The sequence below is a fragment of the Staphylococcus condimenti genome, assembly GCF_001618885.1.
Lineage (GTDB): Bacteria > Bacillota > Bacilli > Staphylococcales > Staphylococcaceae > Staphylococcus > Staphylococcus condimenti.
The window spans coordinates 1,436,548-1,459,735 of sequence record NZ_CP015114.1; the positions used below are offsets into that span (position 1 = coordinate 1,436,548).

General features: G+C 36.1%; 25 protein-coding genes. 13 read left to right on the forward strand and 12 right to left on the reverse strand.

The window, feature by feature from the left end:
• Complete coding sequence (locus A4G25_RS07240) at positions 1-567, forward strand: patatin-like phospholipase family protein (RefSeq protein ID WP_232011934.1); 567 nt, start codon at positions 1-3, stop codon at positions 565-567.
• A gap of 88 nt (positions 568-655) precedes the next feature.
• Positions 656-946 (forward strand): HesB/YadR/YfhF family protein, encoded by a 291-nt coding sequence (locus A4G25_RS07245; RefSeq protein ID WP_047132951.1) that lies wholly within the window; start codon positions 656-658, stop codon positions 944-946.
• 27 nt (positions 947-973) lie between these two features.
• Here A4G25_RS07245 and A4G25_RS07250 read toward each other — a convergent pair whose 3' ends face one another.
• A complete protein-coding gene (locus tag A4G25_RS07250; RefSeq protein ID WP_047132950.1) occupies positions 974-1,363 on the reverse strand; it encodes an NUDIX hydrolase in 390 nt (129 codons plus the stop codon).
• 166 nt (positions 1,364-1,529) lie between these two features.
• Here A4G25_RS07250 and A4G25_RS07255 point away from each other — a divergent pair, with 166 nt between their 5' ends.
• A complete protein-coding gene (locus tag A4G25_RS07255) occupies positions 1,530-1,826 on the forward strand; it encodes a HesB/YadR/YfhF family protein (RefSeq protein ID WP_047132949.1) in 297 nt (98 codons plus the stop codon).
• 104 nt (positions 1,827-1,930) lie between these two features.
• Here A4G25_RS07255 and A4G25_RS07260 read toward each other — a convergent pair whose 3' ends face one another.
• Positions 1,931-2,947, reverse strand: a complete 1,017-nt coding sequence (locus A4G25_RS07260) for a LysM peptidoglycan-binding domain-containing protein (protein WP_047132948.1) — start codon at positions 2,945-2,947, stop codon at positions 1,931-1,933.
• A 466-nt stretch (positions 2,948-3,413) separates the two neighbouring features.
• On the opposite strand from A4G25_RS07260, the gene A4G25_RS07265 reads away from it, so the two are divergent.
• A complete protein-coding gene (locus A4G25_RS07265) occupies positions 3,414-6,101 on the forward strand; it encodes a 5'-nucleotidase C-terminal domain-containing protein (RefSeq protein ID WP_047132947.1) in 2,688 nt (895 codons plus the stop codon).
• Positions 6,102-6,175: 74 nt separating this feature from the next.
• Here A4G25_RS07265 and A4G25_RS07270 read toward each other — a convergent pair whose 3' ends face one another.
• Positions 6,176-6,964, reverse strand: a complete 789-nt coding sequence (locus tag A4G25_RS07270) for an arylamine N-acetyltransferase family protein (RefSeq protein WP_047132946.1) — start codon at positions 6,962-6,964, stop codon at positions 6,176-6,178.
• A 167-nt stretch (positions 6,965-7,131) separates the two neighbouring features.
• Here A4G25_RS07270 and A4G25_RS07275 point away from each other — a divergent pair, with 167 nt between their 5' ends.
• From A4G25_RS07275 to A4G25_RS07290, 4 genes are all read left to right on the forward strand, one after another.
• On the forward strand, positions 7,132-7,665 hold the full coding sequence (locus A4G25_RS07275) for a TetR/AcrR family transcriptional regulator (protein ID WP_047132945.1): 534 nt from the start codon (positions 7,132-7,134) through the stop codon (positions 7,663-7,665).
• Positions 7,666-7,782: 117 nt separating this feature from the next.
• Entirely contained in the window at positions 7,783-8,673 is an 891-nt protein-coding gene (locus tag A4G25_RS07280; RefSeq protein ID WP_047132944.1) for a beta-keto acid cleavage family enzyme, read from the forward strand.
• 1 nt (position 8,674) lies between these two features.
• Positions 8,675-9,643 carry a 3-hydroxyacyl-CoA dehydrogenase NAD-binding domain-containing protein gene (locus tag A4G25_RS07285; RefSeq protein WP_047132943.1) on the forward strand — a complete coding sequence of 323 codons (969 nt, stop codon included), beginning with the start codon at positions 8,675-8,677 and terminating at the stop codon, positions 9,641-9,643.
• A 3-nt stretch (positions 9,644-9,646) separates the two neighbouring features.
• Positions 9,647-10,117 (forward strand): thioesterase family protein, encoded by a 471-nt coding sequence (locus A4G25_RS07290; RefSeq protein WP_047132942.1) that lies wholly within the window; start codon positions 9,647-9,649, stop codon positions 10,115-10,117.
• Between the two features lie 113 nt (positions 10,118-10,230).
• Here A4G25_RS07290 and A4G25_RS07295 read toward each other — a convergent pair whose 3' ends face one another.
• The 7 genes from A4G25_RS07295 to A4G25_RS07325 form a co-directional block, all read right to left on the reverse strand.
• Positions 10,231-10,851 (reverse strand): LysE/ArgO family amino acid transporter, encoded by a 621-nt coding sequence (locus A4G25_RS07295; RefSeq protein WP_047132941.1) that lies wholly within the window; start codon positions 10,849-10,851, stop codon positions 10,231-10,233.
• Positions 10,852-11,008: 157 nt separating this feature from the next.
• Positions 11,009-12,154, reverse strand: coding sequence for a bifunctional cystathionine gamma-lyase/homocysteine desulfhydrase (locus tag A4G25_RS07300; protein ID WP_047132940.1), 1,146 nt, complete (start codon positions 12,152-12,154; stop codon positions 11,009-11,011).
• 42 nt (positions 12,155-12,196) lie between these two features.
• Positions 12,197-13,093 carry a PLP-dependent cysteine synthase family protein gene (locus A4G25_RS07305; protein ID WP_047132939.1) on the reverse strand — a complete coding sequence of 299 codons (897 nt, stop codon included), beginning with the start codon at positions 13,091-13,093 and terminating at the stop codon, positions 12,197-12,199.
• A gap of 202 nt (positions 13,094-13,295) precedes the next feature.
• Entirely contained in the window at positions 13,296-14,627 is a 1,332-nt protein-coding gene (locus tag A4G25_RS07310; RefSeq protein WP_047132938.1) for a sodium-dependent transporter, read from the reverse strand.
• Between the two features lie 317 nt (positions 14,628-14,944).
• Positions 14,945-15,532 (reverse strand): TetR/AcrR family transcriptional regulator, encoded by a 588-nt coding sequence (locus tag A4G25_RS07315; protein ID WP_047132937.1) that lies wholly within the window; start codon positions 15,530-15,532, stop codon positions 14,945-14,947.
• Positions 15,533-15,797: 265 nt separating this feature from the next.
• A complete protein-coding gene (locus A4G25_RS07320) occupies positions 15,798-16,532 on the reverse strand; it encodes an alpha/beta hydrolase (protein WP_052766782.1) in 735 nt (244 codons plus the stop codon).
• Between the two features lie 126 nt (positions 16,533-16,658).
• Positions 16,659-17,159, reverse strand: a complete 501-nt coding sequence (locus tag A4G25_RS07325) for an isoprenylcysteine carboxyl methyltransferase family protein (RefSeq protein WP_047132936.1) — start codon at positions 17,157-17,159, stop codon at positions 16,659-16,661.
• Between the two features lie 627 nt (positions 17,160-17,786).
• Between A4G25_RS07325 and A4G25_RS07330 the strand changes: the two genes are divergently transcribed.
• From A4G25_RS07330 to A4G25_RS07350, 5 genes are all read left to right on the forward strand, one after another.
• Positions 17,787-18,479, forward strand: coding sequence for a type 1 glutamine amidotransferase domain-containing protein (locus tag A4G25_RS07330; protein ID WP_047132935.1), 693 nt, complete (start codon positions 17,787-17,789; stop codon positions 18,477-18,479).
• 386 nt (positions 18,480-18,865) lie between these two features.
• The gene (locus A4G25_RS07335) at positions 18,866-19,390 is read left to right on the forward strand and encodes an HTH domain-containing protein (protein WP_047132230.1); all 525 of its coding nucleotides are present in this window, start codon (positions 18,866-18,868) and stop codon (positions 19,388-19,390) included.
• Complete coding sequence (locus A4G25_RS07340; protein ID WP_047132231.1) at positions 19,387-20,229, forward strand: hypothetical protein; 843 nt, start codon at positions 19,387-19,389, stop codon at positions 20,227-20,229. Before A4G25_RS07335 ends, A4G25_RS07340 begins: the two co-directional genes overlap by 4 nt.
• A 14-nt stretch (positions 20,230-20,243) precedes the next feature.
• Entirely contained in the window at positions 20,244-20,783 is a 540-nt protein-coding gene (locus A4G25_RS07345; RefSeq protein ID WP_047132232.1) for a DUF805 domain-containing protein, read from the forward strand.
• Positions 20,784-20,785: 2 nt separating this feature from the next.
• Entirely contained in the window at positions 20,786-21,490 is a 705-nt protein-coding gene (locus A4G25_RS07350; protein WP_047132233.1) for a hypothetical protein, read from the forward strand.
• Between the two features lie 63 nt (positions 21,491-21,553).
• On the opposite strand, the gene A4G25_RS07355 is transcribed toward A4G25_RS07350, so the two are convergent.
• Positions 21,554-22,150 (reverse strand): alpha/beta hydrolase, encoded by a 597-nt coding sequence (locus tag A4G25_RS07355; protein ID WP_047132266.1) that lies wholly within the window; start codon positions 22,148-22,150, stop codon positions 21,554-21,556.
• A 27-nt stretch (positions 22,151-22,177) separates the two neighbouring features.
• The gene (locus tag A4G25_RS07360; protein WP_047132234.1) at positions 22,178-23,164 is read right to left on the reverse strand and encodes a ring-cleaving dioxygenase; all 987 of its coding nucleotides are present in this window, start codon (positions 23,162-23,164) and stop codon (positions 22,178-22,180) included.
• Positions 23,165-23,188 lie beyond the last annotated feature (24 nt).

Genomic DNA, 23,188 nt, shown 5'->3' on the forward strand with positions numbered 1-23,188 from the left:
ATGGAGATGAATGGGTGGCATTGTTATGCCAATATGCAAAAAACCCACATTACTCGCTTAGATGAAAATGCCCATATTAAACAAATCAAAAACAGATTCCAACAGATTGATTGGGGTGCTAATCTCCATATCACCGGCACAAATATCGATACTTATACGCGAAAAGTCTGGAAAGCAGAAGATAACGTTGATATTTATAAAGCCTTAAGTGCAAGTTCTTCTCTGCCTGGTGTGTGGCCGCCTACTACTATTAATAACAAACTTTATTCTGATGGCGGATCATATTCTATGGAAAATGCAGATCTTGCTATTGAGGCTGAAAAGGTCATTATCCTTTCACCTCATTTGCCAGTGGATACTCCTCTAAGCCTCGAAGATCAGATCAACAAACTTAAACAGCATAATACAGAGGTATTAGCAATTACCCCAAGTTCAGAAGTCTTACAAAAATTAAAAGCACTCGGCGGCAATACTGTTGACCCAAGTATCAGAAGAGAAATTGCTGAAGCAGCCATACAACAAGGCATCGCTATTAAAGATAAAGTAAAGCATTTCATAGAAAATTAAATGAATTATCATCATGCTTATATCTTAAATAGTCTCAATCTATTAAAATAAAATGATATAGGCAAAAGAGAAAACGAGGAGGCTGAATATGAAAATCCATATTACAGAAGATGCTTTAAAATGGTTTAAAGAAGAAGTTGATTTAGAACCAGGAGACAAAATTAATTTCTTTGTTCAAACATATGGAAGCAGCAAGTTGCATGACAACTTCACATTAGGGTTTAAATTCGATCCGAATGACAAAAATGCATCCGCTGAAACTACAGTTGAAGATATCAGTTTTTATGTCAACGAATCAGATGAATGGTTCTTCAAAGGATATGACTTATATATCGAATATGACGCACAAAAAGACGAAATCGATTACGACTTCAAATAAAAACACAAGGATATGGACGCGATGTCGTCACATATCCTTTTTATTTTTTTCAATCCATTTTAAAACTGCTGGTGCAATTTTTTCTGTATCCTTCTTATCCACCCAGCACAAATCTGTGATTTCAGAAGACGGGCGAAGCGTATTCCAATCAATTTCACAAAGTGCGCGGTAACAATTCAACTCTGTTTCTTCATTTTTTTGAGGATATGCTGGGCCAATTACCGTATCAATGTATTCAAGATCTGAAGGTATGAGGTCAAGATTCAACTCCTCTGAAACTTCACGAATGAGTGCATCGATTTGTGTTTCTCCTGCATCAATTTTACCTCCTGGAAAATAATACTTTGCACGGTGATGCGCTTGAACTAAAAGTATTTGCTTCTCATTTTCTGCTACCAAGCATACACAGCGTATCATAAAATAAGACCTCCTTTTCTTAACGATTATTTTAAAATAGTATATCAAATTTTATATCTGCTTTTACGTAAATCTGCTATAATCAAATTGGATAGTGATTTAATTCACAATCTAGCTGATATATTATTAACATAACATCACGAAAAACATCTAGGAGGAATATAATATGAAAATCGAAGTAACAGATCAAGCTTTAAAATGGTTTAGAGATGAATTGGACTTAGAACCAGGAGATAAAATTAATTTCTATGTACAAACATATGTACACACAGGATTACATGAGCATTTCACAACTGCTTTCAAGATTGAACCTCATGATAATAATGCATCAGCATCGGTTACTATTGATAGAATTACTTTTTATATTAACGAATCAGATGAATGGTTCTTTAAAGGTCTTGATTTATTGGTTGAATATAATGCAGAAACTGACGAAATCGAATATAAAAATACACAATTATAAATTAATCAGAATGCTGAACACTCAGCATTCTTTTTTGCGCAAAAAAGCCAGAGGATTTACTGCCTCTGGCTTGCTGGAAAGATTTATTTTTAAATTTGCACGAATTAATGAATGTAATTAAAGTAACCTTTTTGGCTTGCCGGAATTGTACGATATGTTAATATTCCTGGGCTGCTTGTGTAATTCATTTCTGAAATTAAGATACTTCCATCTCCATTTACACGCTCAACAAATGCAACATGTCCATAGTAACCAGCATCTGACTGTAAAATCGAACCTACTGTTGCATTATGATCGACCGTATAGCCGTCAGCACGTGCACCATTGTCCCAGTTATTCGCATTCCACCAGTAAGTACTGATACCTTTACCGACTTGTGCACGACGATTAAATGCATGCCATGTACATTGTCCCCAATCATACAAGTTTGAGTGACTGAACACAGGTGTATAATAGCCGCCTGTACCTGTAGACGCTGCTGGTGATGGTGAATTTGTCACTGTCGCAGTAGATCCTGTTACTTTTAATTTTTGACCAGGGAAAATCAAGAAACTATTTAAACCATTCAAGTTCATGATATTTTGGTATGTTGTATTATATTTAGAGGCAATCAAAGACAGTGAGTCTCCCGGTTGAACAGTGTATGTTGAACCCGTCGCTGTTGTAGTTGTTTGCGTTCTAGTTGTTGAAGTATTCGAAGAAGCTGGAGCTGTTCCAGAAACTTTCAAGACTTGACCTGGATGAATTAAGAAACTATTCAAACCATTCAACTTCATAATATTTTGATAAGATGTCCCATATTTAGAAGCAATAAGTGATAAAGAATCACCCGCTTTCACAGTATACGTCGAACCGCCTGAAACAGATGAAGTGTTTGATGTGTTACGACTCGTTGACGCGCTTGAACCAGAAACTTTAAGAATTTGATTCGGAAAAATCAAGTTAGAGTTTAAGTTGTTAAGTGATTTTAAATTCGCGATAGACGTATTGTGACGTTGTGCGATAGACCATAATGAGTCTCCGCTTTGAACTCTATATGTTGCTGCATCAGCAGCTCCTGCAGTGGCTATCGCAGAAACCGCTCCTGTTCCGATAACAGCAGCTATAATTTTCTTTTGCAATGGAATGCCTCCTGACAATTTTATATTCTATTTATCAGTAATTAAGTTCGTTCATATCTTTGCCCTTGAATGATGAACGTACTGATAATCATCTCTCTTTTCCACCTATACACTTAATTATTATACACATTGTTAGGACACTTAATATGTTTATTAGATGACAAGTATATTACAATTCATTTTTTTCTTTTAAAAAACGAATAGAGTAAGCGTTTTCTTCTTTGGTACATAAGGGATGAATAATATCCATCGAACGGATTTCAAACTTTTCCTACAGGCTAAATACATACTTTCTATATCACTATTTTAAATACAATCCCTTTTCCATATATTTTTTGTAAATTTTACAAAAAGTATACCTTTTATTAACAACAGTATTGTTAAAATAAAATTATACAATTTCTCTAAAACAACATTAGTTACATAAAGAAAAGTTGTATAACAATAAAATATTAGGAGGACACTCATGCATAAGGCACTACTTAAAACTTTGTTTTTTGTTATAGCTTTCTTTGTGCTGTTTCATGTCTCAGCTTTCGCAGCAGAAACTCCTGTCAAACCTGCAAATCAAGCAACGGTCGAAAATACTGTTGAACCAGCCCAGCAAAATACAGTTCAGACAGCTGCAACAGCGGATTCAAAAAGCAATACCGATTCAGCACAGACAGGAACATCAGATGGTCAATCGGTTGTAACACCATCTGCTCCATCAACAACCTCATCAGAAGCACTACCTGCTGCTTCTGACAATAAAGGTACTCAAACCGCAACAGCAGATACGGCTAATCCAGCAAATGCTGATAAAGGTGTACCAACAGAAGATAATAATGCTTTATCTCAAAAGAAGAACACAGTTGCGACACAAACAAAAGCAGTACCACAACCAAGCCAACAGACAGTAAAAACACAGTCGGCTCCTGCTACAGAGCAGCCTCAAGTACAACAATTGTCAGCGCCTGCTCCGCAACAATCTGCAGCACCTCAAACTCAGGCTGTTGAGCCATCTGCACAGACACAGCAGGCACCTCAGCAAGCAAAGATACTGCATACCAACGATATGCACGGCCGTATCTTAGGTGAAGATGGACGTGTTATCGGAATGTCTAAATTGAAGGCAATTAAAGAACAAGAAAATCCAGATTTAATGTTAGATTCTGGAGATGCTTTCCAAGGTCTGCCGATTTCAAACAATACAAAAGGCGCAGATATGGCGAAAGCGATGAATAGCGTCGGTTACGATGCAATGGCAGTCGGCAATCATGAATTCGACTTCGGTTTAGATCAAGCGATGAAATACAAGGACCAATTAAATTTCCCGATTCTTTCAGCGAATACATATAAGGACAATAAATTGCTCTTTGACCCTTATACAATCGTGAAGAAAAATGGTATCCGTTATGGCATTGTAGGTGTAACAACACCTGAAACAGCAGTGAAGACACACCTTGACAACATTAAAGGTGTGACATTCACTGAACCTATTCCAGCAGTACAAAATATTCTAAATCAAATTAATAATCAAGCTGATGTCTTTATTGTTTTATCACATTTAGGTGTAGATCCATCCACCCAAACAGCTTGGCGCGGAGATACATTGGCAAATACATTAGCACAAGATCCACGCTTTAAAGACAAAGAGATTTTCGTGTTAGATGGCCATTCACACACAGTCATCCAAAACGGTAAAATCAACCAAAATACACTACTCGCACAAACCGGAACAGCTTTAGAAAATATTGGTGAAATAACTTTCGATTATGCAAACGGCAAAGTTGAAAATGTTCAAGATTCATTAATTAATGTAAAAGATACAGCAGACGTACAACCTGATGCTGAATTACAAAAGATGATGGATGAAGCAAAAGCGAAGTTTGATGATCAAGTTTCAGAAGTTGTGATTCCAAATAATCCTGTACAATTTGAAGGTGAACGCGACGATGTCCGTTCTCACGAAACTAATTTAGGTAACGCGATTACAGACGCAATGGAAGCATACAGCCAAAACGGTTTTTCTCACCCTGCTGACTTTGCAGTTACAAATGGCGGAGGCATCCGTGCTTCGATTGATAAAGGCAAAGATGTCACTTTAGGTGATATCATCACAGTTTTACCATTCGGCAATACAATTTCTCAAATACAAGTCAAAGGTACGAATGTTCAAAAGATGTTCGAACATAGCTTAAGTGCACCTGTTCAAGATGGAAAATTAGGTGCAAATGGCGGTTTCTTGCACATTTCTAAATCCATCCGTGTTTACTATGATATGAATAAAGAACCAGGTTCACGCGTATTAAAAATTGAAGTTTTGAATAAGAAGACAAATCAATTTGAAGCCTTAGACCCTGAACGCACATATTATATGACAACAAACGACTTCACTGCTTCTGGTGGCGACGGTTATGATATGCTCGGAGGTCCACGAGAAGAAGGCGTTTCTTTAGATAAAGTTTTTGCAGACTACTTGAAACAAGCAGATTTATCACAATATGCATCAAATGATATCAGTCGCATTATTAATGGAAACCCTCCTGTTTCAGAAACTGAAGAGAAACCAGAGTCAAATACAGCTAATAGCGAAACAAGTAATACTACTGAAGACACTAATGTAGATTCACCAAAAAATAATCCGATTAACATTCCTAACGAAGCAGCGGTTGGAGAAAATGTTGTTTCAAACAATGGCAGCAGCTCACTTGCAGAAGATAGTAAACTTGTGTCGCACAAACACACTGACATGGCTACAGATAACGTTATGGTTAATAACAATACTACACTCGACCAATCTGAAACAATGTACACTAACTTATCAGGCAATGTTAATAAAGAAATTGATACTAACGTTTATAGCGACATCAGTAACCAAAGTCATGTACAGACAGCAAACACTCAATATTATGATATGTCAGATATCAAACAAACTAATAAATTAAGTGATAATGAGACAAAGATAACAGAATCTGCAAATCAAGCTCAGCAATATATTTCAAATAACAAAGTAATTGCATTCCCATCTCAACAAAAAGAACATAAAAATAGTGAATTGCCAAATTCAGGACATTCTGAACCTCACAATTCACCTATCGTACCAATGTCACTTATCTTATTAGGTGCTGGTACATTGTACTATAACCGTAAAAAAGATAAAGCAGCTTAATACACGTTTACACAAGCGATCCTTACTTAATATGGGATTCGCTTGTGTTTTTAATTTATTTATAATTCAATACCCTAAGCACCAAATGTCGCAATTTTCATCTTAGGAATCCCAAAATATTTTGGAAGAAACGTTTCATAATTGCCAGCATTAACTTCTAAAATTGTTTTCTTCCCTTCAGATAAAACTGTAAGATGTCGTTCTGTCATTGTATGACGTCCTGTTTCAGTCGCTTTAGTAATAAGCAGCCCTTTCACAAATGGTGAATCGGGATTGTGTTGATTAAAATCAATCCCTTCCGCAAAATCGTCCAATGTTTTCGGCTTATACAGTGCGCGGTACTGAATTTTCCACTCACCCTCAACTTCCGACCATTTTTCTACATCGTAATGCAAGTCATCTGCGAACACCACTCGGTAATCACCGGTTACATCATGCATTCCTTTTGTTGGGCAGTCATGTAACGGAAGTGCAAATTTAGGCATATCTCCAAAACCAATATCAACGACATACTCTACTTTATCGATTGTCACAATTAATGACATATGCGAACCTTCTAATGCCCAACCATTCGGACTCATGACTGTTGCCGACATCGCTTCTGCTTTAAATCCTTTATATTCTAAATAATGTTTGAAAAAATAATTCATTTCATAACAGAAACCTCCGCGACGTTCTTCCACTACTTTGTGCATCATCGTATCATCTGTTAATGCTAATGGCCAACCATTTTGAACGTTGATATTTTCAAATGGTACATGCAGCATATAATGGCGAATCAAATAGTTAAGTGTAGTTAAATCTACTGCTTCTTTCTCTGTATCCACTTCTAAATATTGGTCTAATCTTTGAAAATCAGCCATTTCAACGCCTCCTTTTCTTCAACTATATCACGGACAAACAAGAATAAGGTAAAAAGGAATCTTATGACTTCTGCTGAATTAAATATTAAAATACAATTAAAAGGCATATTGGACGAAAAACATGAGTGTATTAAAATAAGATTATAAAAAGAAAGGTTGGAGCAGGCATGGACAAAAGTAAAAAACGTGCAGATTTATTACAAGCAGCGATTGATATTGTAAATGAACAAGGCACTAATTATCTAACATTAGATGCCGTTGCAAAAAGAGCAGGCGTAAGCAAAGGCGGTTTACTATATCATTTCGAAAGTAAACAGGCGTTGATTCAAGGGCTTGTTGATTATGCGAACACACTATATCGTGAAAATGTAGATAAAAGCGTTACAGAATCTGAAAGTTCAGGCGCACTTTTGCGAGGATATATCGAAGCAACTCGAAAACACCGCGATGAAAACGCCGCAGTGACTTCAGCAATTTTAGCAGCGCACAGCAATAACAAAGCACTTCTCTCTCCATTGCAGGAAACATACCAAGAATGGCAATCAGAAATTGCTGCTGATCAACAAGATAATGTAGATGCGACAATTATACGGTTAGCAATTGATGGATTGTGGTTGTCAGAAATTTTTGGGTTAGATGCAATTGATGAGAAAACACGTGAAGCCGTATTAGATCGATTAATTGAATATACACGCAAATAATAAGCTTGTTTTGGGTCTTTCCAAAACAAGTTTTATTTTTGTGTTGAAAAAATACCGTCTAGTTGGTACACTAATCAACGTTGAAAAAATTATTAGGTTGAGGAGGCAAATTCAATAATGAAAAAAGTAATGTTAACTGCAGCAATTACAGGTGCAGGTGATACAACTGAAAAAAATAAGAGCGTGCCTGTCACACCTGAAGAAATGGCCGATTCAGCAATAAAATGCGCACGTGCTGGAGCAACTGTAGTGCACTTGCACGCACGTGATCCTGAAACTGGCGGCATCAGCCATGATACTGAAATGTTCCGTGAAGCAGTACGCTTAATTCGTGAAGCAGAAGAAGATATCGTTATTAATATTACGTCTGGTGGCGGCGGCGACTTTATACCGAACCAAGCAGACCCTTATAGAGCAGGTGAAGGTTCTGATATGCAGACACCTGCAGAACGCCATGAACCAATTGGTGCATTACTTCCTGAAATGTGCACATTAGATTGTGGTAGTACAAACTTTGGAGATATGGTATATATCAGTCCAGCTGACTGGTTGCGTGAACAAGCGAAGTTAGTTCAAAAAGCAGGTGTTAAACCAGAATTAGAATGCTTCGACAGCGGTCATATCCGTTTTGCTAGACAATTAATTGAAGAAGGATTAATTGATGACGAGCCTATGTTCCAATTTTGTTTAGGTATTCCGTGGGGTGCAGATAATGATCCAGAAACCATTGAATATTTTAAAACGCGTTTACCTGAAAATGCGCATTGGTCAGGTTTCGGTATTGGCAGAATGCAATTACCTACTGTAGAAGAAGTTGCAAAACGCGGCGGAAATGTACGTGTTGGTTTGGAAGACAATATTTATCTCTCTAAAGGTGTTAAAGCAACGAATGAACAGCTTGTTGAAAAAGCAGTTGAAATTTTAAAAGGTCTTGATATAGAACCAATGACACCTGCAGAAGCACGTAAGAAATATAACTTAAGAGACCCCAAAGGAGGACAAAACTAAAATGAAATTTGCAGTGGTTGGAACAGGTGTCATCGGTAGTGGCTGGATTACACGCATGCTTGCACATGGGCATGAAGTAGTCGCAACAGATCCTGGCGAAGGTGCTTATGAAGCAATGTTATCACAAGTTAAACAAAACTGGCCTTATGCTGAACGTATGGGGTTAGCACCTGACGCTTCTATCGATAACCTGACTTTTACACCTCATTTGGAGGAAGCTGTAAAAGATGCCGAATTAATCCAAGAAAATGTACCGGAAGTTGAAAAAATCAAAGATAAAGTGCTTACTGAAATAGATTTTTACGCAAAACCAGATGCTATTATCGGTTCTAGTACATCAGGTATCATGCCTACAGAATTACAACAAAACCTTAAACATCCAGAACGTCTTGTCGTGGCACATCCATTCCATCCGGTTTACATTTTGCCGCTTGTAGAAATTGTACCTGGTGCACAAACAAGTGAATCTACTGTCGCAAAAGCAGAAGAAATTTATGAGTCTATCGGCAGTGACGTATTACATGTCCGCAATGAAATCGAAGGTCACATTGCAGACCGCTTGATGGAAGCTTTATGGCGTGAATCATTGCATATTGTCAATGAAGGTATTGCAACAACAGAAGAAGTCGACAAAGCCTTTACTCATGCTGCTGGTTTGCGTTATGCACAATATGGCCCATTCATGACTTTCCACCTTGCTGGCGGAAATGGCGGTATGCGTCACATGTTGAAACAATTCGGACCAGCATTGAAAAAACCATGGACAAAATTAATTGCACCTGAACTTACAACTGATCTTTATAATGCAGTTGTTGAAGGTTGCGAACAATCATCAGCAGGCCATACAATGTCTGAACTTGACCAAAAACGTAACGAATTCTTAGTCCGTGTTAAAGAACTTGCACAAGAGTATTGGCCAGAAAACAGCGCATATATGAAAAAACGTACTGCTGGCTATGCGGAGGTTTGATTGATGTCTGAACATTTCACTTACAATGTAACCGTTCAAGATGCTTGGCTTGATCATAACCAGCATATGAACGATGCTGAATACAATCGTGTCTTCAGTGATGCAACAGACGTGTGGCTCGCTCATCTTGGTTTAGATACAGAAACCATTTCAGAAATCGGTTATACTGTTTTCACTTTGGAAAATCATTTGATTTATAAAAAAGAGGTACCTCAAAAAGAGCAACTTTCTGTAAAAGTGCGTTTGGTAGACTATGATGCCAAACGCTGTCATGTCTTCATGGAATTATCTGACTCAAAAGAAGATATTTGTGCGACTTATGAAGTGATGTTAATGGGAATAGATACAACAAGCGGACGCCCTGCTCCTTTCCCAGGTAATATAATGAAAAAAGTGGAAGAAGAATCAAAGTTAGAAGAAAGTGCTGAAAATCCTAAAGAGCTTGGGCGTCAAATCGGCATCAAACATAAATAACAATAAATCAGAACCCCAAAAACGTCGATGCTGGTGCGAGCATCGACGTTTTGTATATATTCAAGATACCTCAAGTCTGCAATATTGGAGCACAGTCTAAAAATCTATCATTTTTATTGGGTTAATATTTTAATGATATTTTTTATGATTACGAAACTCACGATTAAAATAATAATACTAGATACCTTATTCAATATCACAATATTTTTTCCTGTTTTATCTACAGATCCCAATAATCGTCCTGCAATTGCTAAAAATATAAACCATAACCAAGACACAGAAACAGTTGCGACCGCAAACAACACTTTATCTAAACCATTATATACAGAAGCACTCGTACCAATTACGCCGATTGTATCCATAATAGCGTGCGGATTCAACAATGAAACAGATAAAGCAAACCCAATTTGCTTTTTTGCACTCATCGGCTCAAAATTCTGAAGATTATCAGGTTTTTCTTTCCATAATGACCATGCCATATAAAGCAAAAATACCAAACCTATAATATAAATAATCAGCTGTAATATCGGCAATGACATTAAAATGAGCGACACACCCAAAATAGCAAGAACAATCAGCAATGTATCACATAATCCTGCTGTAATAATGACTGGCAGCGCACCTATCAATTTTTTCTGGTTTGCACCCTGATTAAATACGAATACATTTTGTGCACCTAAGGGTAATATTAGACCTAACGCTAATAAAAAGCCATGTATCACCGGTTGTAACATGATAGATGCTCCTCTCATTCATGAATTGTTATCTATTATCCATTACCTTCATATTATTCGCAAGATAACTTTCTGAAATATTGCGACACCGAATAATTGCATATAAAAAAGGCGCCTACCCATATGGTAAGCGCCTATCAATATCATATCTATACTATTAATTTAATTTATCTAAAGCTTGTTTCAAGTCTGCAACTAAATCATCTGTATCTTCAATACCAACTGACAAACGAATTAAGCCGTCAGCAATACCTTCTTTTTCACGTACATCTTTAGGAATAGATGCATGTGTCATAAGTGCTGGAACAGAGATTAAACTTTCTACAGCTCCTAAGCTTTCTGCTAGTGTGAAATATTCTGTTTCACGAATAACAGCTTTAGCAGCATCTACATCTTTAACCACAAATGATACTACACCTGTGTGGCCTGACGCTTGGCGTTCTTGAACATCATGGTTCAAATGATCTTTCAAACTTGGGTGAAAGACTGCTTCAACATTTGGATGTTCTGATAACATTTCAGTTACTGCAACAGCATTACGGCTAACTTGATCCATACGCAATGCTAATGTTTTAATACCGCGAATTAACAAGTAGCTGTCTTGTGGTCCTAAAATACCACCTGTTGAGTTTTGAATAAAACCAATACGTTCAGCTAATTCTTCGTTATCAGTTACAACTAAACCAGCAATAACATCACTGTGTCCGCCAATATATTTAGAAGCTGAGTGCAATACGATGTCAGCGCCTAAAGCTAGAGGGTTTTGGAAGTAAGGTGACATGAATGTGTTATCTACTACTGAAATCAAATTGTGTTTACGTGCGATATCAGCTGAAGCTTGAATATCAGTTACACGCAACAATGGATTTGATGGTGTTTCGATAAATAACATTTTAGTTTCTGGTTTAATCGCATTTTCAATGTTTTCAGTATATGTTGTATCAACGAAATCAGCATCAATGCCTAAACGTTTAAATACTTTAGTTAACACGCGGAATGTTCCGCCATAAACATCTGAATTCACTACGATGTGATCACCTTTGTCTAATAACATCACGACTGCTGAAATTGCTGCAACACCTGAACCGAATGCGAAACCGAAACGTCCGCCTTCTAAATCAGCAATTGTGCTTTCTAAAGCAGTACGTGTTGGGTTGCCGCTTCGTGAGTATTCATAACCTTCACGCAAGTCACCGATATCATCTTGTAAATAAGTGCTTGTTTGATAAATAGGTGTTGTTACCGCACCAGTATAATCGTCAGTAGTATGTCCGCCATGAACCATTTGTGTTTTCTTTTTCATTATCTCATTCGACTCCTTTATTTGTTAGGTTTGAAATCTGCTTTACTTGCTTTGATAATTAAAAATAGATTTAGACATGTAACGGTCGCTGCCGTCTGGGAAAATTGTTACGATAACTCCCTTGTCTAGACGTGCTTTCATTTCTAAAGCACCCTGCAATGCAGCTCCCGATGAACTGCCTGCTAAAATACCTTCTTGCAACGCAAGACGTTTTACATTTTTAAATGCTTCTGCATCACTGATAGTTAAAATTTCTGAAACGACATCTTTTTCTAAGAAACCTGGCCATTTTTCAGAGCCAATACCTTCTGTATCATGCAAATGTCTAGGTCCGCCATTCAAAATAGAACCTTCAGGCTCTATTAAAATATTTTTAGCATGACGTTCTGCTAATCCTTCTGCTGTTCCTGTAAAAGTACCGCCAGAACCAACGCCTGCTACGAAATAGTCAATTTCTGGTAATTCGTTTAAAATTTCTTGTGCTAACGTTTCGCGATAAGCACCTGGGTTATCCTCTGTTTCGAATTGGTTCGTGTAATATGCACCGTGCTCATCTGCATATGCTTTCGCAGCATTTTGTGCACCTATCATGCCGCCATTTTGCGGTGTTCGGATAACTTCTGCACCTAGTGCTTCCATAATCGATATTTTTTCGGCCGCAAATCCTTCAGGTGCATAAATCACACAACGCAATCCGTAATGATTTGCTGCAATTGCTAAGCCGATTCCTGTATTGCCGGCTGAAGCTTCTACAATCGTATCGCCGCGTTTAATTTGTCCACGTTCTAATGCTTGTTCAATCAGATATTTGCCCAAACGATCTTTCACACTGCCGCCAGGGTTATACTGTTCTAACTTCGCATAGATTTCAACGTTATCATCGCTGAACGATTCCAATTTGACAAGAGGCGTATTGCCGATTAAATCAAATGCAATCATTGGTTTCCTCCCCGAGAATCTCAGTTTGAATGGCCCGATTCCATTTCTTTCCTGAACTTCTCCCTTTATTCCTACTATACTGATATGGATTATAAACCATTAGCACATATATTGCAATTATGCTATTTCTTTTTATCTTAACTCCAAAAAAAGAGCAGGACAAAAAACTTATAAAATCGTTTCTTGTCCTGCTCTGTTTCTTCTATTTAAATAATTGCATCACAAAGACTAATAAAATTACTGCTGGTAAAACAAACTTCACTAAGTAATACCAAGGTACAAATAGTTTAAGAGGATCTCGACCAAAGACCTTTTCTAAATCTTTCATATTCAACAACTGACCTACAAAGAGCGTTGTAGCAAATGCACCTAAAGGCATTAAAATATTAGAAACTAGAAAATCCATATTATCGAAAATACTTCCTGCACCAAAATGGAGACCACTTAAACTGCTGAATGAAAGTGTCGCGGGTATGCTGATTAAAAATACCAGCACGCTGCCGATAACTGCTACTTTCTTACGTTTACGGTTATCATTCTTAGTAAAGTTGGAAACATTCAATTCAAGCAATGAAATAGATGAAGTGAGTGCTGCAAATAAGAATAAGATAAGGAAAATCAAATAGAAACCTGAGCCAAAGCTCATTTGTTCAAAAACGCGCGGTAAAACTTTAAATAATAATCCTGGTCCTTCTTCTGGTTTATATCCGAATGCATTAATTGCTGGGAAAATAGCAAGTCCAGCAAGCAATGACACAATAATATTCATAATTACAATAGATAATGCAGATGTTTTAATCGTCATTTCTTTCGGTGCATAACTCGCATAAGTAATCATCCCTGTTGTGCCGAGTGATAATGCAAAGAAAGATTGGCCTAAAGCAAACAAGACACCTTGCATAGAAAGGTCCTCCATACGCGGTTCTAAAATAAAACGCACGCCTTCTGCTGCACCGTCTAATGAGAGAGATTTGATAACGATGAGAATAAGAAAAACAAAAAGTAATGGCATCATTACTTTAGAAGCTTTCTCTAAACCATGTTCCACACCCAGCATTACGATGATCATTGTAATTAAAATAAAGACACCTTGTCCTATAATTGTATACACAGAATTGCTGATAACTTGATCAAAGTGAATACTTCCAAGTGTTCCGCTTCCTAATCCGACAAGCTGCATAGCTACTTGCGCAATATAAATAATAATCCATCCGCCGACGACACTGTAAAATCCAAACAGTACAAATACCGCAAGATTTCCGCTCCATCCTATGATGTTTGTCCATTTTTTTCCAGAAAGTTTGCCGAAAATTGCGGTGGTATAAGTACGGCCAAGTTTACCTATTGTAAATTCCATAATCAATAAGGGTAAGCCGATAAAAATTGTAAATACTAAAAACATAAGCAAGAACGCGCCTCCGCCGTATACGCCGGCCATGTATGGGAACTTCCACATTGCACCGAGTCCGATTGCAGAGCCTGCGCTCGCTAAAATAAAACCTGTTGACGTTTTCCATTGTGATTGTTTAGACACATCGTTCATCCTTTTCTATCTATAAGATCCGTATCATTTTAAGAAACAAACATTAAATGAGACTGTTCACTATTAAGAACAGCCTGGTTTTAAATAATTGTTATAACAACAAATGAATTATTTACTTTAAAGCGTTTAAGTAATTAAGTAAACTATAACACAATTTTTGTTTTTCATCAACAGAAGTAGCTTTACTGACGTGCTCTAATCTCTTTCGATTGTAATTTTGGATAAAATAAAAAGAGATTGCACCGCATTCAAGTCGGTCAACCTCAAAAGTTAATCTATATTAAAATGGTTTGTATCATTTTTATTTATTAATGTCCTTTTGCTGCTTCTTTCAATTCAAATAATGAATCCAGCATATTCGCAACATCCAGTTGTAACGTCTTACGTCTATAACTCAATTCATCAAAATAGTTAATGAATGTAGTACGGATGAAACCGCTTTCCATAACACCTAAAACTAACTCACGGAAGCTCTCAAATGAGATCTCTATATCATTTGCATCATAATAACGTTTGAAAGTAACATCCAAATCCTTATGCAAACTTGCTACACCGTCATACAATTCTTCTTTAAATTCATCCGGTGCTTGCGTGAACTGCAGATATAAACGCAGATAATTAATATCCGTATCGAATACAGTTTTAAGAATAAATTCTTTCAAGTTTCCTAAACTAAGTGTATCTGAGCTCTTTTTATTTTCGATTTCAATCACACGTTCAAAATAACCTACACAACGTTGTGCACACTCACGGTAAATTGCTGCCTTGCTTGGAAAATAATAATACAAGCTTGCTTTCTTAATATCTACGCTTTTAGCAAGTTCGTCTAAAGTACAACCGTAATAGCTTTTTTGCGCAAACAATTCAATTGCATTGTCTATAATTTCACTTTTCAATACATATTCCTCCACTCTTCTTTTCTTACTACGAAATTCGTTTAGCCTAAGTTAACCTGTTCGCACAAAAATACTACTATTATAAAACAATAATTAAAATAAAATATTTTTAAATTGCCTATTTACTTTAGTCAATATTTTCGTAACTATACCTTTGCATTGTATAATAACATATATTCATTACATTTAAAAAATAGGTTGTTTATTACCTTTTTTATATCTTACGCCATTCTAAATATGTTTGTAAATTATTTTTACGTAATACTTACGCTTTACACATAAAATCTACAATTCTTTCTATAATTGCTGCTTTATCTTCACTGCGTGGCATGAGATGACCGGCATTTTCAAAACGTTCCACTTCTTTATCCTCAACGTTTGTTAAACCTGCTTCTATTTTAAAAGCACTTTTTCGATAAGAAGGTTCATCTTGATTTCCATACATCAATAAAGTCGGTGCAGTAATTTGTCCTAACGCTTTCATCGTTTCATCTGTAAAAGTCTCAAAGCGTTGCGCACCTGCTTTATAATCACGGATGCATGCCATTTCTTCTGCTTGTTCATCATCTGTACATAAAATATAATGCTGCAATCGTTCTCCGTAAGTATTCAAACGCCCTATTACACCTTTTTCTCTTTTTTCATAAGGAATGGACATTCCTACAATACGGTCCACCTCATATTGTTCTGCAAGCTTAAGAGAAAAAATGCCACCTAACGACACACCGATTACATCAATCTTTTGATAACCTTCAGCTTGTAAAAAATTGTACGCTGCTTCTACATCTCTCCACCAATCTTGAATGTCATATTTTACAAATTCAGAAACGGGCAGACCGTGTCCAGTGTAACAAGGTGCATAACAAGTAAAACCTTCTTCATTCAAAGTTTCTGCAACCTCTTTAACATCTTGGATAGTCCCCGTAAATGAATGCAGTAATAAAATTGCACGCTCTCCGCCTTTCAAATAAAGGTTTTTTGGCGCTTTAACTTTCAACATAAAATTCACTCCTGAGTATTCCTATATGTTAATTGTACAACCTTTTGTCAAATTCCTCCATTTATGTTTGTATCAATAAAAAGAGTATCTGGAAAACGAATAGACGTTTAACAGATACTCTCAATTTTAATAAAGATGAGCCATTGCTTGCTCTTCTTGTTGAATACGTATATATAAGAAAAGTGCATAAGGAATAAACAATAAAGCTGTAGTAAAAGCATGTGTCAATAAAACTACTCCTATAAGTTCAGGAATAATATTCAAAAAATAATTAGGGTGTTTTACATATTTAAAAATACCTTGGTCTATAATACGATGCTGTTTCAAAATGTATATTTTCAAAGTCCAAATAGATCCTAAAGTACGAATAACCATGAAAAGTACGATATAACTGAAAACTAATAAAATCAATCCTACTAAAGAAATAAAATCGAATTTTGGATGTTCTATTATCGCTGTAATGATTGCTGAAACATAAATTAAAGTGTGTGTTATCGCAAGATATTTTGAATTTTTAACACCATATTGCTTTGCGCCTTCAGTTTTCAAGACACGTTCGTGTTGAATTGAAATATAAAGTGTATATAATCTGATCGCAAAAAACATCAATAATATAAAAGTAATCATAGTGGCCTCCGGTGATTATTCTAGTTGTGAAAATTAAAAAACCGTATGTACTTATGAAGACAGGGATAGAATTCATCATAAGGGCATACGGTGAATGATTGAGAATTGTTTAACAGTAATGTCTTGGGAGTTTGTACAAGCCATTCTCAATACTATGAGAGATACTATTCTGTTAGGAGAATATTGTGACTGTAATCGAGTATTATCTCGATTTCTTTAGGAAGTGAAGGAATAATATCTATATAATACTTACGCTGTCGATAATGCGTTTTTAATTCTGATACAGATGAAAACACTGATGTTAAATTCTAGGTGTGTAGTAAATTCAAAAGATGTATGACTTCGTTTTCTGTTGTCTCGTCGAATGTTAATTTCATGATGAATTCTAAGTATACGGATGTTTAACTTTGCTTATCAACACAACTAATTTTACTGTGAATCCGTATCATTGCCCATTAATTAAAGTTAAATAAAAAATTAAATATAGTTAATAATTTAAATTTTAAACCAACTATTCCGAGCAGATTAATATCCTTTATGCAACCAATGAATTGCATATCACATATGGATTGGGGTATTTATAATGTATAATTATATGCATTTATTTGAAAGTATGGAGGGATAAAAGTGGTTAAGAAAGTTTTAATTGTTAACACAAGCACAGATTATTTCGCAGATTCAGATGTTCCAACAGGATTATGGTTAGGAGAACTCGTACACTTCTATGATTTAATGCACCAAAACCACGTACAAATTGATATCGTAAATACCAAAGGCGGCTTGACTCCAATCGACCCAGTCAGTACCTCACGTTTTATGCTCGACAAATTAACTAAAAAGTATTTAAATGACGATACATTTATGACGTTATTGAAAAACTCTCCTTCTATTAAAGAAATCACACCTACTGATTACAATGCCGTTTATTTTACTGGCGGTCATGGTGTAATGTATGATTTCCCAGGAAATCCAGATATTCAACGTGTCATTTCGGCAGTGAGAGAAAATGGCGGTGTTGTTTCAGCTGTCTGTCATGGCATTTGCGCATTCGTAGACTTCAAAGGCTTAGATGGTCGCTATTATGTTGATGGCAAACGCTTAACAGGCTTTTCAAATTTAGAAGAAAAATTAGCAAATCGAAAAAAATTAGTTCCATTTATGCTTGAAGATAAATTAAAAGAAGAAGGCGCAGATTACAGCAGAGCCTTTTTACCATTCCGCCCTTACGTTGTAGAAGATGGTCATTTAGTAACTGGACAAAATCCTCAATCGCCTAAAGGCGTCGCAGAAAAAGTACTCTACTTACTAAATGTGAAATAAGTAACTTCATTTTTAAAAATAGGCGCCGGCAGGTCTCAAAACTTTCGTTTTGAGACCTGCCGTTTTTTTATCATCAAAACCCTTACAAAACCTCAGAAAAAAATTCCTCTCTCAACATTGGTAAGACCTCCTCTTTTTGTGTTTTCAACAATTGTAATGATTAAAAACACGTTGTCCTAAGGTCCAACGTGTAGGACCGACCATGAATTTAAATAAAGGAGGTCGGTTAGACATGAGATGTCTATATCGAAAGAAAAAAATTAAAGTAAATTGTCTGAAACCCTATTGCAGTAGTCATTATAGTGAATTTCAAAATCCCCGCCAAAATGACGCTAGGTGCCTATATCTCTTTTGTATCATAGTGTTAACGGATTGAGGTGGAGATGATGGAACAAGCATATAGAATATTGAATATCTACACTAGGTTAGTACAACAACAAACAGTCAACAAATCTGATTTAGCAGAACGCTTTAATGTCAATAAGCGTACGATTCAACGTGATATCGATAATTTAAGAAATTATTTATATGAAAATGGTTCTTGGCATACCCAGATTTTATATGACACCAAAACTGAAAGTTATTACCTTAATCTCCCCAATCTAATCAATCCCAAAACTTTCTATAACCAAAAGAAAATTTCAGTCACCTTTGAGATGATGCAAGAAGTATTTCGTTTACTTCACCCTTATTATACTTCTGAGATTATACAAAATATTACCCCCGAAATTATTCATGTGCGCATGGATATTTCAGAACAAAATGCACGTACTCTTGCTTTTATTTACCGCTCCAAAATTCGTGTCATCGAACCCGAGAATCTCTTACAAAAAGTAATAGATGACATGTTGGAGATGCAAAAAACATATTTAAAACAAGAAATTAAAACAAATCTAGGAGGAACAACTTGAAAAAAATAATCCCTGCACTATTGATCGCAACTCCGCTGCTGTTAGCAGGTTGCGGTCAAAATAATGAGGACAAAAATGAAACAAAGCACACCGATAATACTGAAAGTACAACAAAATCAAAAGAAACCACTTCAGAACAAAATTATAAAGATATCACACTTTCAGATATTTTTGCTGATGGTAAACCGCATATCCTCTATCGGATAAGCCCAATGGTCGAAAATGGCGGAGAAGATAACAAACATCAACCTGTTAAAGTAGTGGATAATTCAATTGATGATGCTTCAGTCAGCCAAGTGATTTATGTAAAAAACAATCAAGCACGTCAATTTTTCATCTACAGTAACGACGATTTAAGATTAGGAAAGTTCTTAAAAATAAGTCCTGATGAAATCTTAAAGAAAATGAATCACTTAGCTGAAATACAGGAAAAAGAGGGCGACAATATGAATCCCTCAATGACTACAACCGATAATTTTACCAATATTGAAAAGTTCATCTATCAAAAAAATCATAAAATCGAAGGAACTGGCTATAACTTTTCTCCAGCAACAGATGGCACATTAGAAATCAACCCAGAAAACCCCAACTTAAAATTACGTACTAAAGAGTTCAAACCTGATTTCACAGCTAAAGTTAAACCTTTTAAATACAAAGGCAAAACTTATGCAGGTATCTCTCCATATGATGGCGAAATTTTAATCACTGAAGTACCTGCAGACACTGAAATAGAATTAGATACTAAAAAAGATAAAGACATGCATGTCATTGATTACAAAGACTCTGAAAGCGGACAAAAGGAAGCTGAAGAAAAAAAGAAAGATTTTGATAACTTATAAGGAGGTTACTTGTCATGTATTGCAGTAAATGTGGTGCTGAATTAAATCCAAAAGATGCTTTTTGTGCGTGCTGCGGAAAACCGGTTGCTTCAAATTCCAATACAACAAAATCTGCCAACGTTACTAACCAATTAAATATTTGGCAGAATTACCAAGCCTTTTGGCAAAATTTCATAAACTTTAAAGATATAGCAAAACGGACACCTTTTTGGGTGAGTACCATTTTAAACATCATTATTACAACCGTATTATTGATTATCGGTATTACAGGAAAAGATGAATTAACAGGACAGGCTTCTCCAATATTATATATAGCAATTCTCTTTATCATTGTGACCTTCTGTCCTCAACTCGCAATCACATATCGTCGTTTCAATGATGCAAAGAAACGCAAATGGAGTATTTGGGCAAATCTTATTTTACCTATAGACCCTATTATGGAAATCGTCAACGGTACAGGTAGTCCTATCTCATCGTTACTCCTTTTCGTCACAATTGGTCTATTCATCTACAATTCCATCATTTTAATTTCACCATCAAAGGAGAGTATCTAACCATGAAAAAAGCATTTATCATTTTGTTCGCATGTATTTTAATTACTGCCTTAACAGGGTGTGAAAAAGATTTCAAAGATAAAAAAGAAGTATCTATTAAAGATATTATCAACGATGAAAAAGAACATGTTATTTGGGCGACAGGCGGTGGCGGTGAAGATGCAGGCTATGTTTCACAAATTATTTTTACAAAAAACGGCAAAATCAAGTCTATCCCAATCGATCAATCAGCTGAAGTACCAACAAGCTTTATTGAAAGCAATACTCCTTCTGAATTAGAAGATAAGATGAAAAAAGATGGTCCTCCTGAATATAAAGAAGCAAAATGGCAAGATCCTGCATATATTGTGATTGAAAATAGCGAGGAAAAACCGCTTGTCACTATGGTCATCAACAACAAAAAAGGTATGAAAGACCATGATAAAAAATCTGTAGATCGTGTCATGGAGGATTTGGGCAATACCGAAGCACACGTCATGTATTCTGAAACAAGCAGCGGCGGAACTCAATATCCTACAGACAAACCTAAAACTTATGGTACATTTACCTTCGATCCATCTATCATAACTGGCAATGATGATGCAGAAAGAACAATAAGTTTTACTACTTTACTGGAGAAAGGCCAAAAGTTAGTTCAACTATCTAAAGATGACTTGAAAAATGACGATCATGTTTATAACTTCAGTCGAAGTGAACTTGAAAATTAAACAAAAATAAAAAACCTAGGAATAGCGGGATTTCAATCTTCCCACTTTCCTAGGTCTCTTTTTTTAATCTTCTAAAGCTTTTGCAGCGTCATTTAAAGCAGCTTCTGTAATACCGTGAGATACAGTCCAGTGTGTTTCTACTTTCGCACCTGAACGTTTGAAGATATCAATGACACGTTCACTTTCTGATACAGGGACGATTGGATCTTGTGTGCCCATTGAAAGGAAAATAGTCATGTTGCTCAAGTCTCTCACATTTTCAATATCTGTTGGATATAACGGTGCAAAGAGTAAGGCTTTCGCAAATGTTGTATCCTCTCTCAATAATAAATTGATAGCCATATTAGAACCATTTGAGAAACCGACAAGAACTGCTTTATCTAAGTCGAAGTTATAATGCTCTGCCGCTTCTTTCAAGAAAGCATTCAATTCATCACTACGTTCTGCTAAATCTTCCCAGTCATATTGTCCTTCTCCGACACGTTTAAAGAAACGTGCCATGCCACCTTCAGAGACATTTCCTTTTACACTTAATACATTGTAATCAGGATTTAGACGGAGTGCTACCGGAATTAAGTCAGTTTCATCTCCGCCAGTACCGTGAAACATGATGAATGTTGGTTGATTGTTATCTTTTCCTTTTCGGAAAATGTGTTTCATATCCATTGATATCTTTCCTCCTTCAAATTATTGTTGTGCTTTGCGATCAGGTTGGTTATGACGCGTTGTGTCTATATGACGTACTTCACCTTCGATAGCTTCACGTTTTGGTTCTAAGAATGGTGGTAATGAAAGAATTTCACCTAATGTTTCATAAGGTTCATCGCCAGTGAAGCCTGGTCCGTCTGTCGCAATTTCAACTAAGATGCCTGGATAGAATTTTGAATAAAGTGATTTGAAGTAATAACGTTCAACAAAACCTGAGTTGCCGATATTATATGAATTCAAACGCTCAATCCATTCATCCAGCCCTTCTTTATCATTAACACGGAATGCAGTATGGTGAATTGTGCCGTAACCTTGCATACCAGGATTACCGCCTTGTTTATGAACAATCACTTGGCCGCCATTTCCGCCTTGTCCTGTTTCGAAAAGATGATAATCTCCTTCTGAATCTACTTCTTTATAACCATACACTTCTTCGAAGACTGCTTTAAATGCTTCATAACGGCTGACATTCAACTCGATTGGACCTAGACCTACAATGGCATATTCTTCTGGCACCGGACCATTTTTCCAAGCAACGCCTGGTTCAACACTGCCTTCTTTATCAGTTTCATCTGAGATAAGATTATATTGTTGTCCGTCGAAATCTTCATAACGGATTATTTTTTTACCTAATAATGTTTCAACATCTGAATGATCAATATTTAATTTATCAAAACGATCTGCCCAATATTCAATAGCAGCATCTGACGGTACACGTAAAGAAATTCGTGCGATTTCATCTGTTCCGTGTGTTCCTTTTGGAATTCCAGGGAAATCAAAGAATGTCACATCTGTGCCTGCATTACCTTCATCATCTGCGAAGAATAAATGATACGTATGAATATCATCTTGGTTCACTGTTTTTTTCACTAAACGTAAGCCCAATACATCTGTATAGAAATCGTAAATTTTAACAGCATCACTTGTAATTGCTGTAACGTGGTGCATACCTTTTAAGTTTTGCATCTTCATTTCATCTCCTTTTAATTA

Coding starts and splice junctions, on each gene's coding strand:
- A4G25_RS07305 (WP_047132939.1), bottom strand. CDS start 13,093: ATGATTGCATTTGATTTAATCGGCAATACGCCTCTTGTCAAATTGGAA.
- A4G25_RS07360 (WP_047132234.1), bottom strand. CDS start 23,164: ATGCAAAACTTAAAAGGTATGCACCACGTTACAGCAATTACAAGTGAT.
- A4G25_RS07255 (WP_047132949.1), top strand. CDS start 1,530: ATGAAAATCGAAGTAACAGATCAAGCTTTAAAATGGTTTAGAGATGAA.
- A4G25_RS07270 (WP_047132946.1), bottom strand. CDS start 6,964: ATGGCTGATTTTCAAAGATTAGACCAATATTTAGAAGTGGATACAGAG.
- A4G25_RS07300 (WP_047132940.1), bottom strand. CDS start 12,154: ATGAAAAAGAAAACACAAATGGTTCATGGCGGACATACTACTGACGAT.
- A4G25_RS07320 (WP_052766782.1), bottom strand. CDS start 16,532: ATGTTGAAAGTTAAAGCGCCAAAAAACCTTTATTTGAAAGGCGGAGAG.
- A4G25_RS07285 (WP_047132943.1), top strand. CDS start 8,675: ATGAAATTTGCAGTGGTTGGAACAGGTGTCATCGGTAGTGGCTGGATT.
- A4G25_RS07355 (WP_047132266.1), bottom strand. CDS start 22,150: ATGAAACACATTTTCCGAAAAGGAAAAGATAACAATCAACCAACATTC.
- A4G25_RS07290 (WP_047132942.1), top strand. CDS start 9,647: ATGTCTGAACATTTCACTTACAATGTAACCGTTCAAGATGCTTGGCTT.
- A4G25_RS07245 (WP_047132951.1), top strand. CDS start 656: ATGAAAATCCATATTACAGAAGATGCTTTAAAATGGTTTAAAGAAGAA.
- A4G25_RS07335 (WP_047132230.1), top strand. CDS start 18,866: ATGGAACAAGCATATAGAATATTGAATATCTACACTAGGTTAGTACAA.
- A4G25_RS07350 (WP_047132233.1), top strand. CDS start 20,786: ATGAAAAAAGCATTTATCATTTTGTTCGCATGTATTTTAATTACTGCC.
- A4G25_RS07325 (WP_047132936.1), bottom strand. CDS start 17,159: ATGATTACTTTTATATTATTGATGTTTTTTGCGATCAGATTATATACA.
- A4G25_RS07250 (WP_047132950.1), bottom strand. CDS start 1,363: ATGATACGCTGTGTATGCTTGGTAGCAGAAAATGAGAAGCAAATACTT.
- A4G25_RS07295 (WP_047132941.1), bottom strand. CDS start 10,851: ATGTTACAACCGGTGATACATGGCTTTTTATTAGCGTTAGGTCTAATA.
- A4G25_RS07265 (WP_047132947.1), top strand. CDS start 3,414: ATGCATAAGGCACTACTTAAAACTTTGTTTTTTGTTATAGCTTTCTTT.
- A4G25_RS07345 (WP_047132232.1), top strand. CDS start 20,244: ATGTATTGCAGTAAATGTGGTGCTGAATTAAATCCAAAAGATGCTTTT.
- A4G25_RS07275 (WP_047132945.1), top strand. CDS start 7,132: ATGGACAAAAGTAAAAAACGTGCAGATTTATTACAAGCAGCGATTGAT.
- A4G25_RS07240 (WP_232011934.1), top strand. CDS start 1: ATGGAGATGAATGGGTGGCATTGTTATGCCAATATGCAAAAAACCCAC.
- A4G25_RS07280 (WP_047132944.1), top strand. CDS start 7,783: ATGAAAAAAGTAATGTTAACTGCAGCAATTACAGGTGCAGGTGATACA.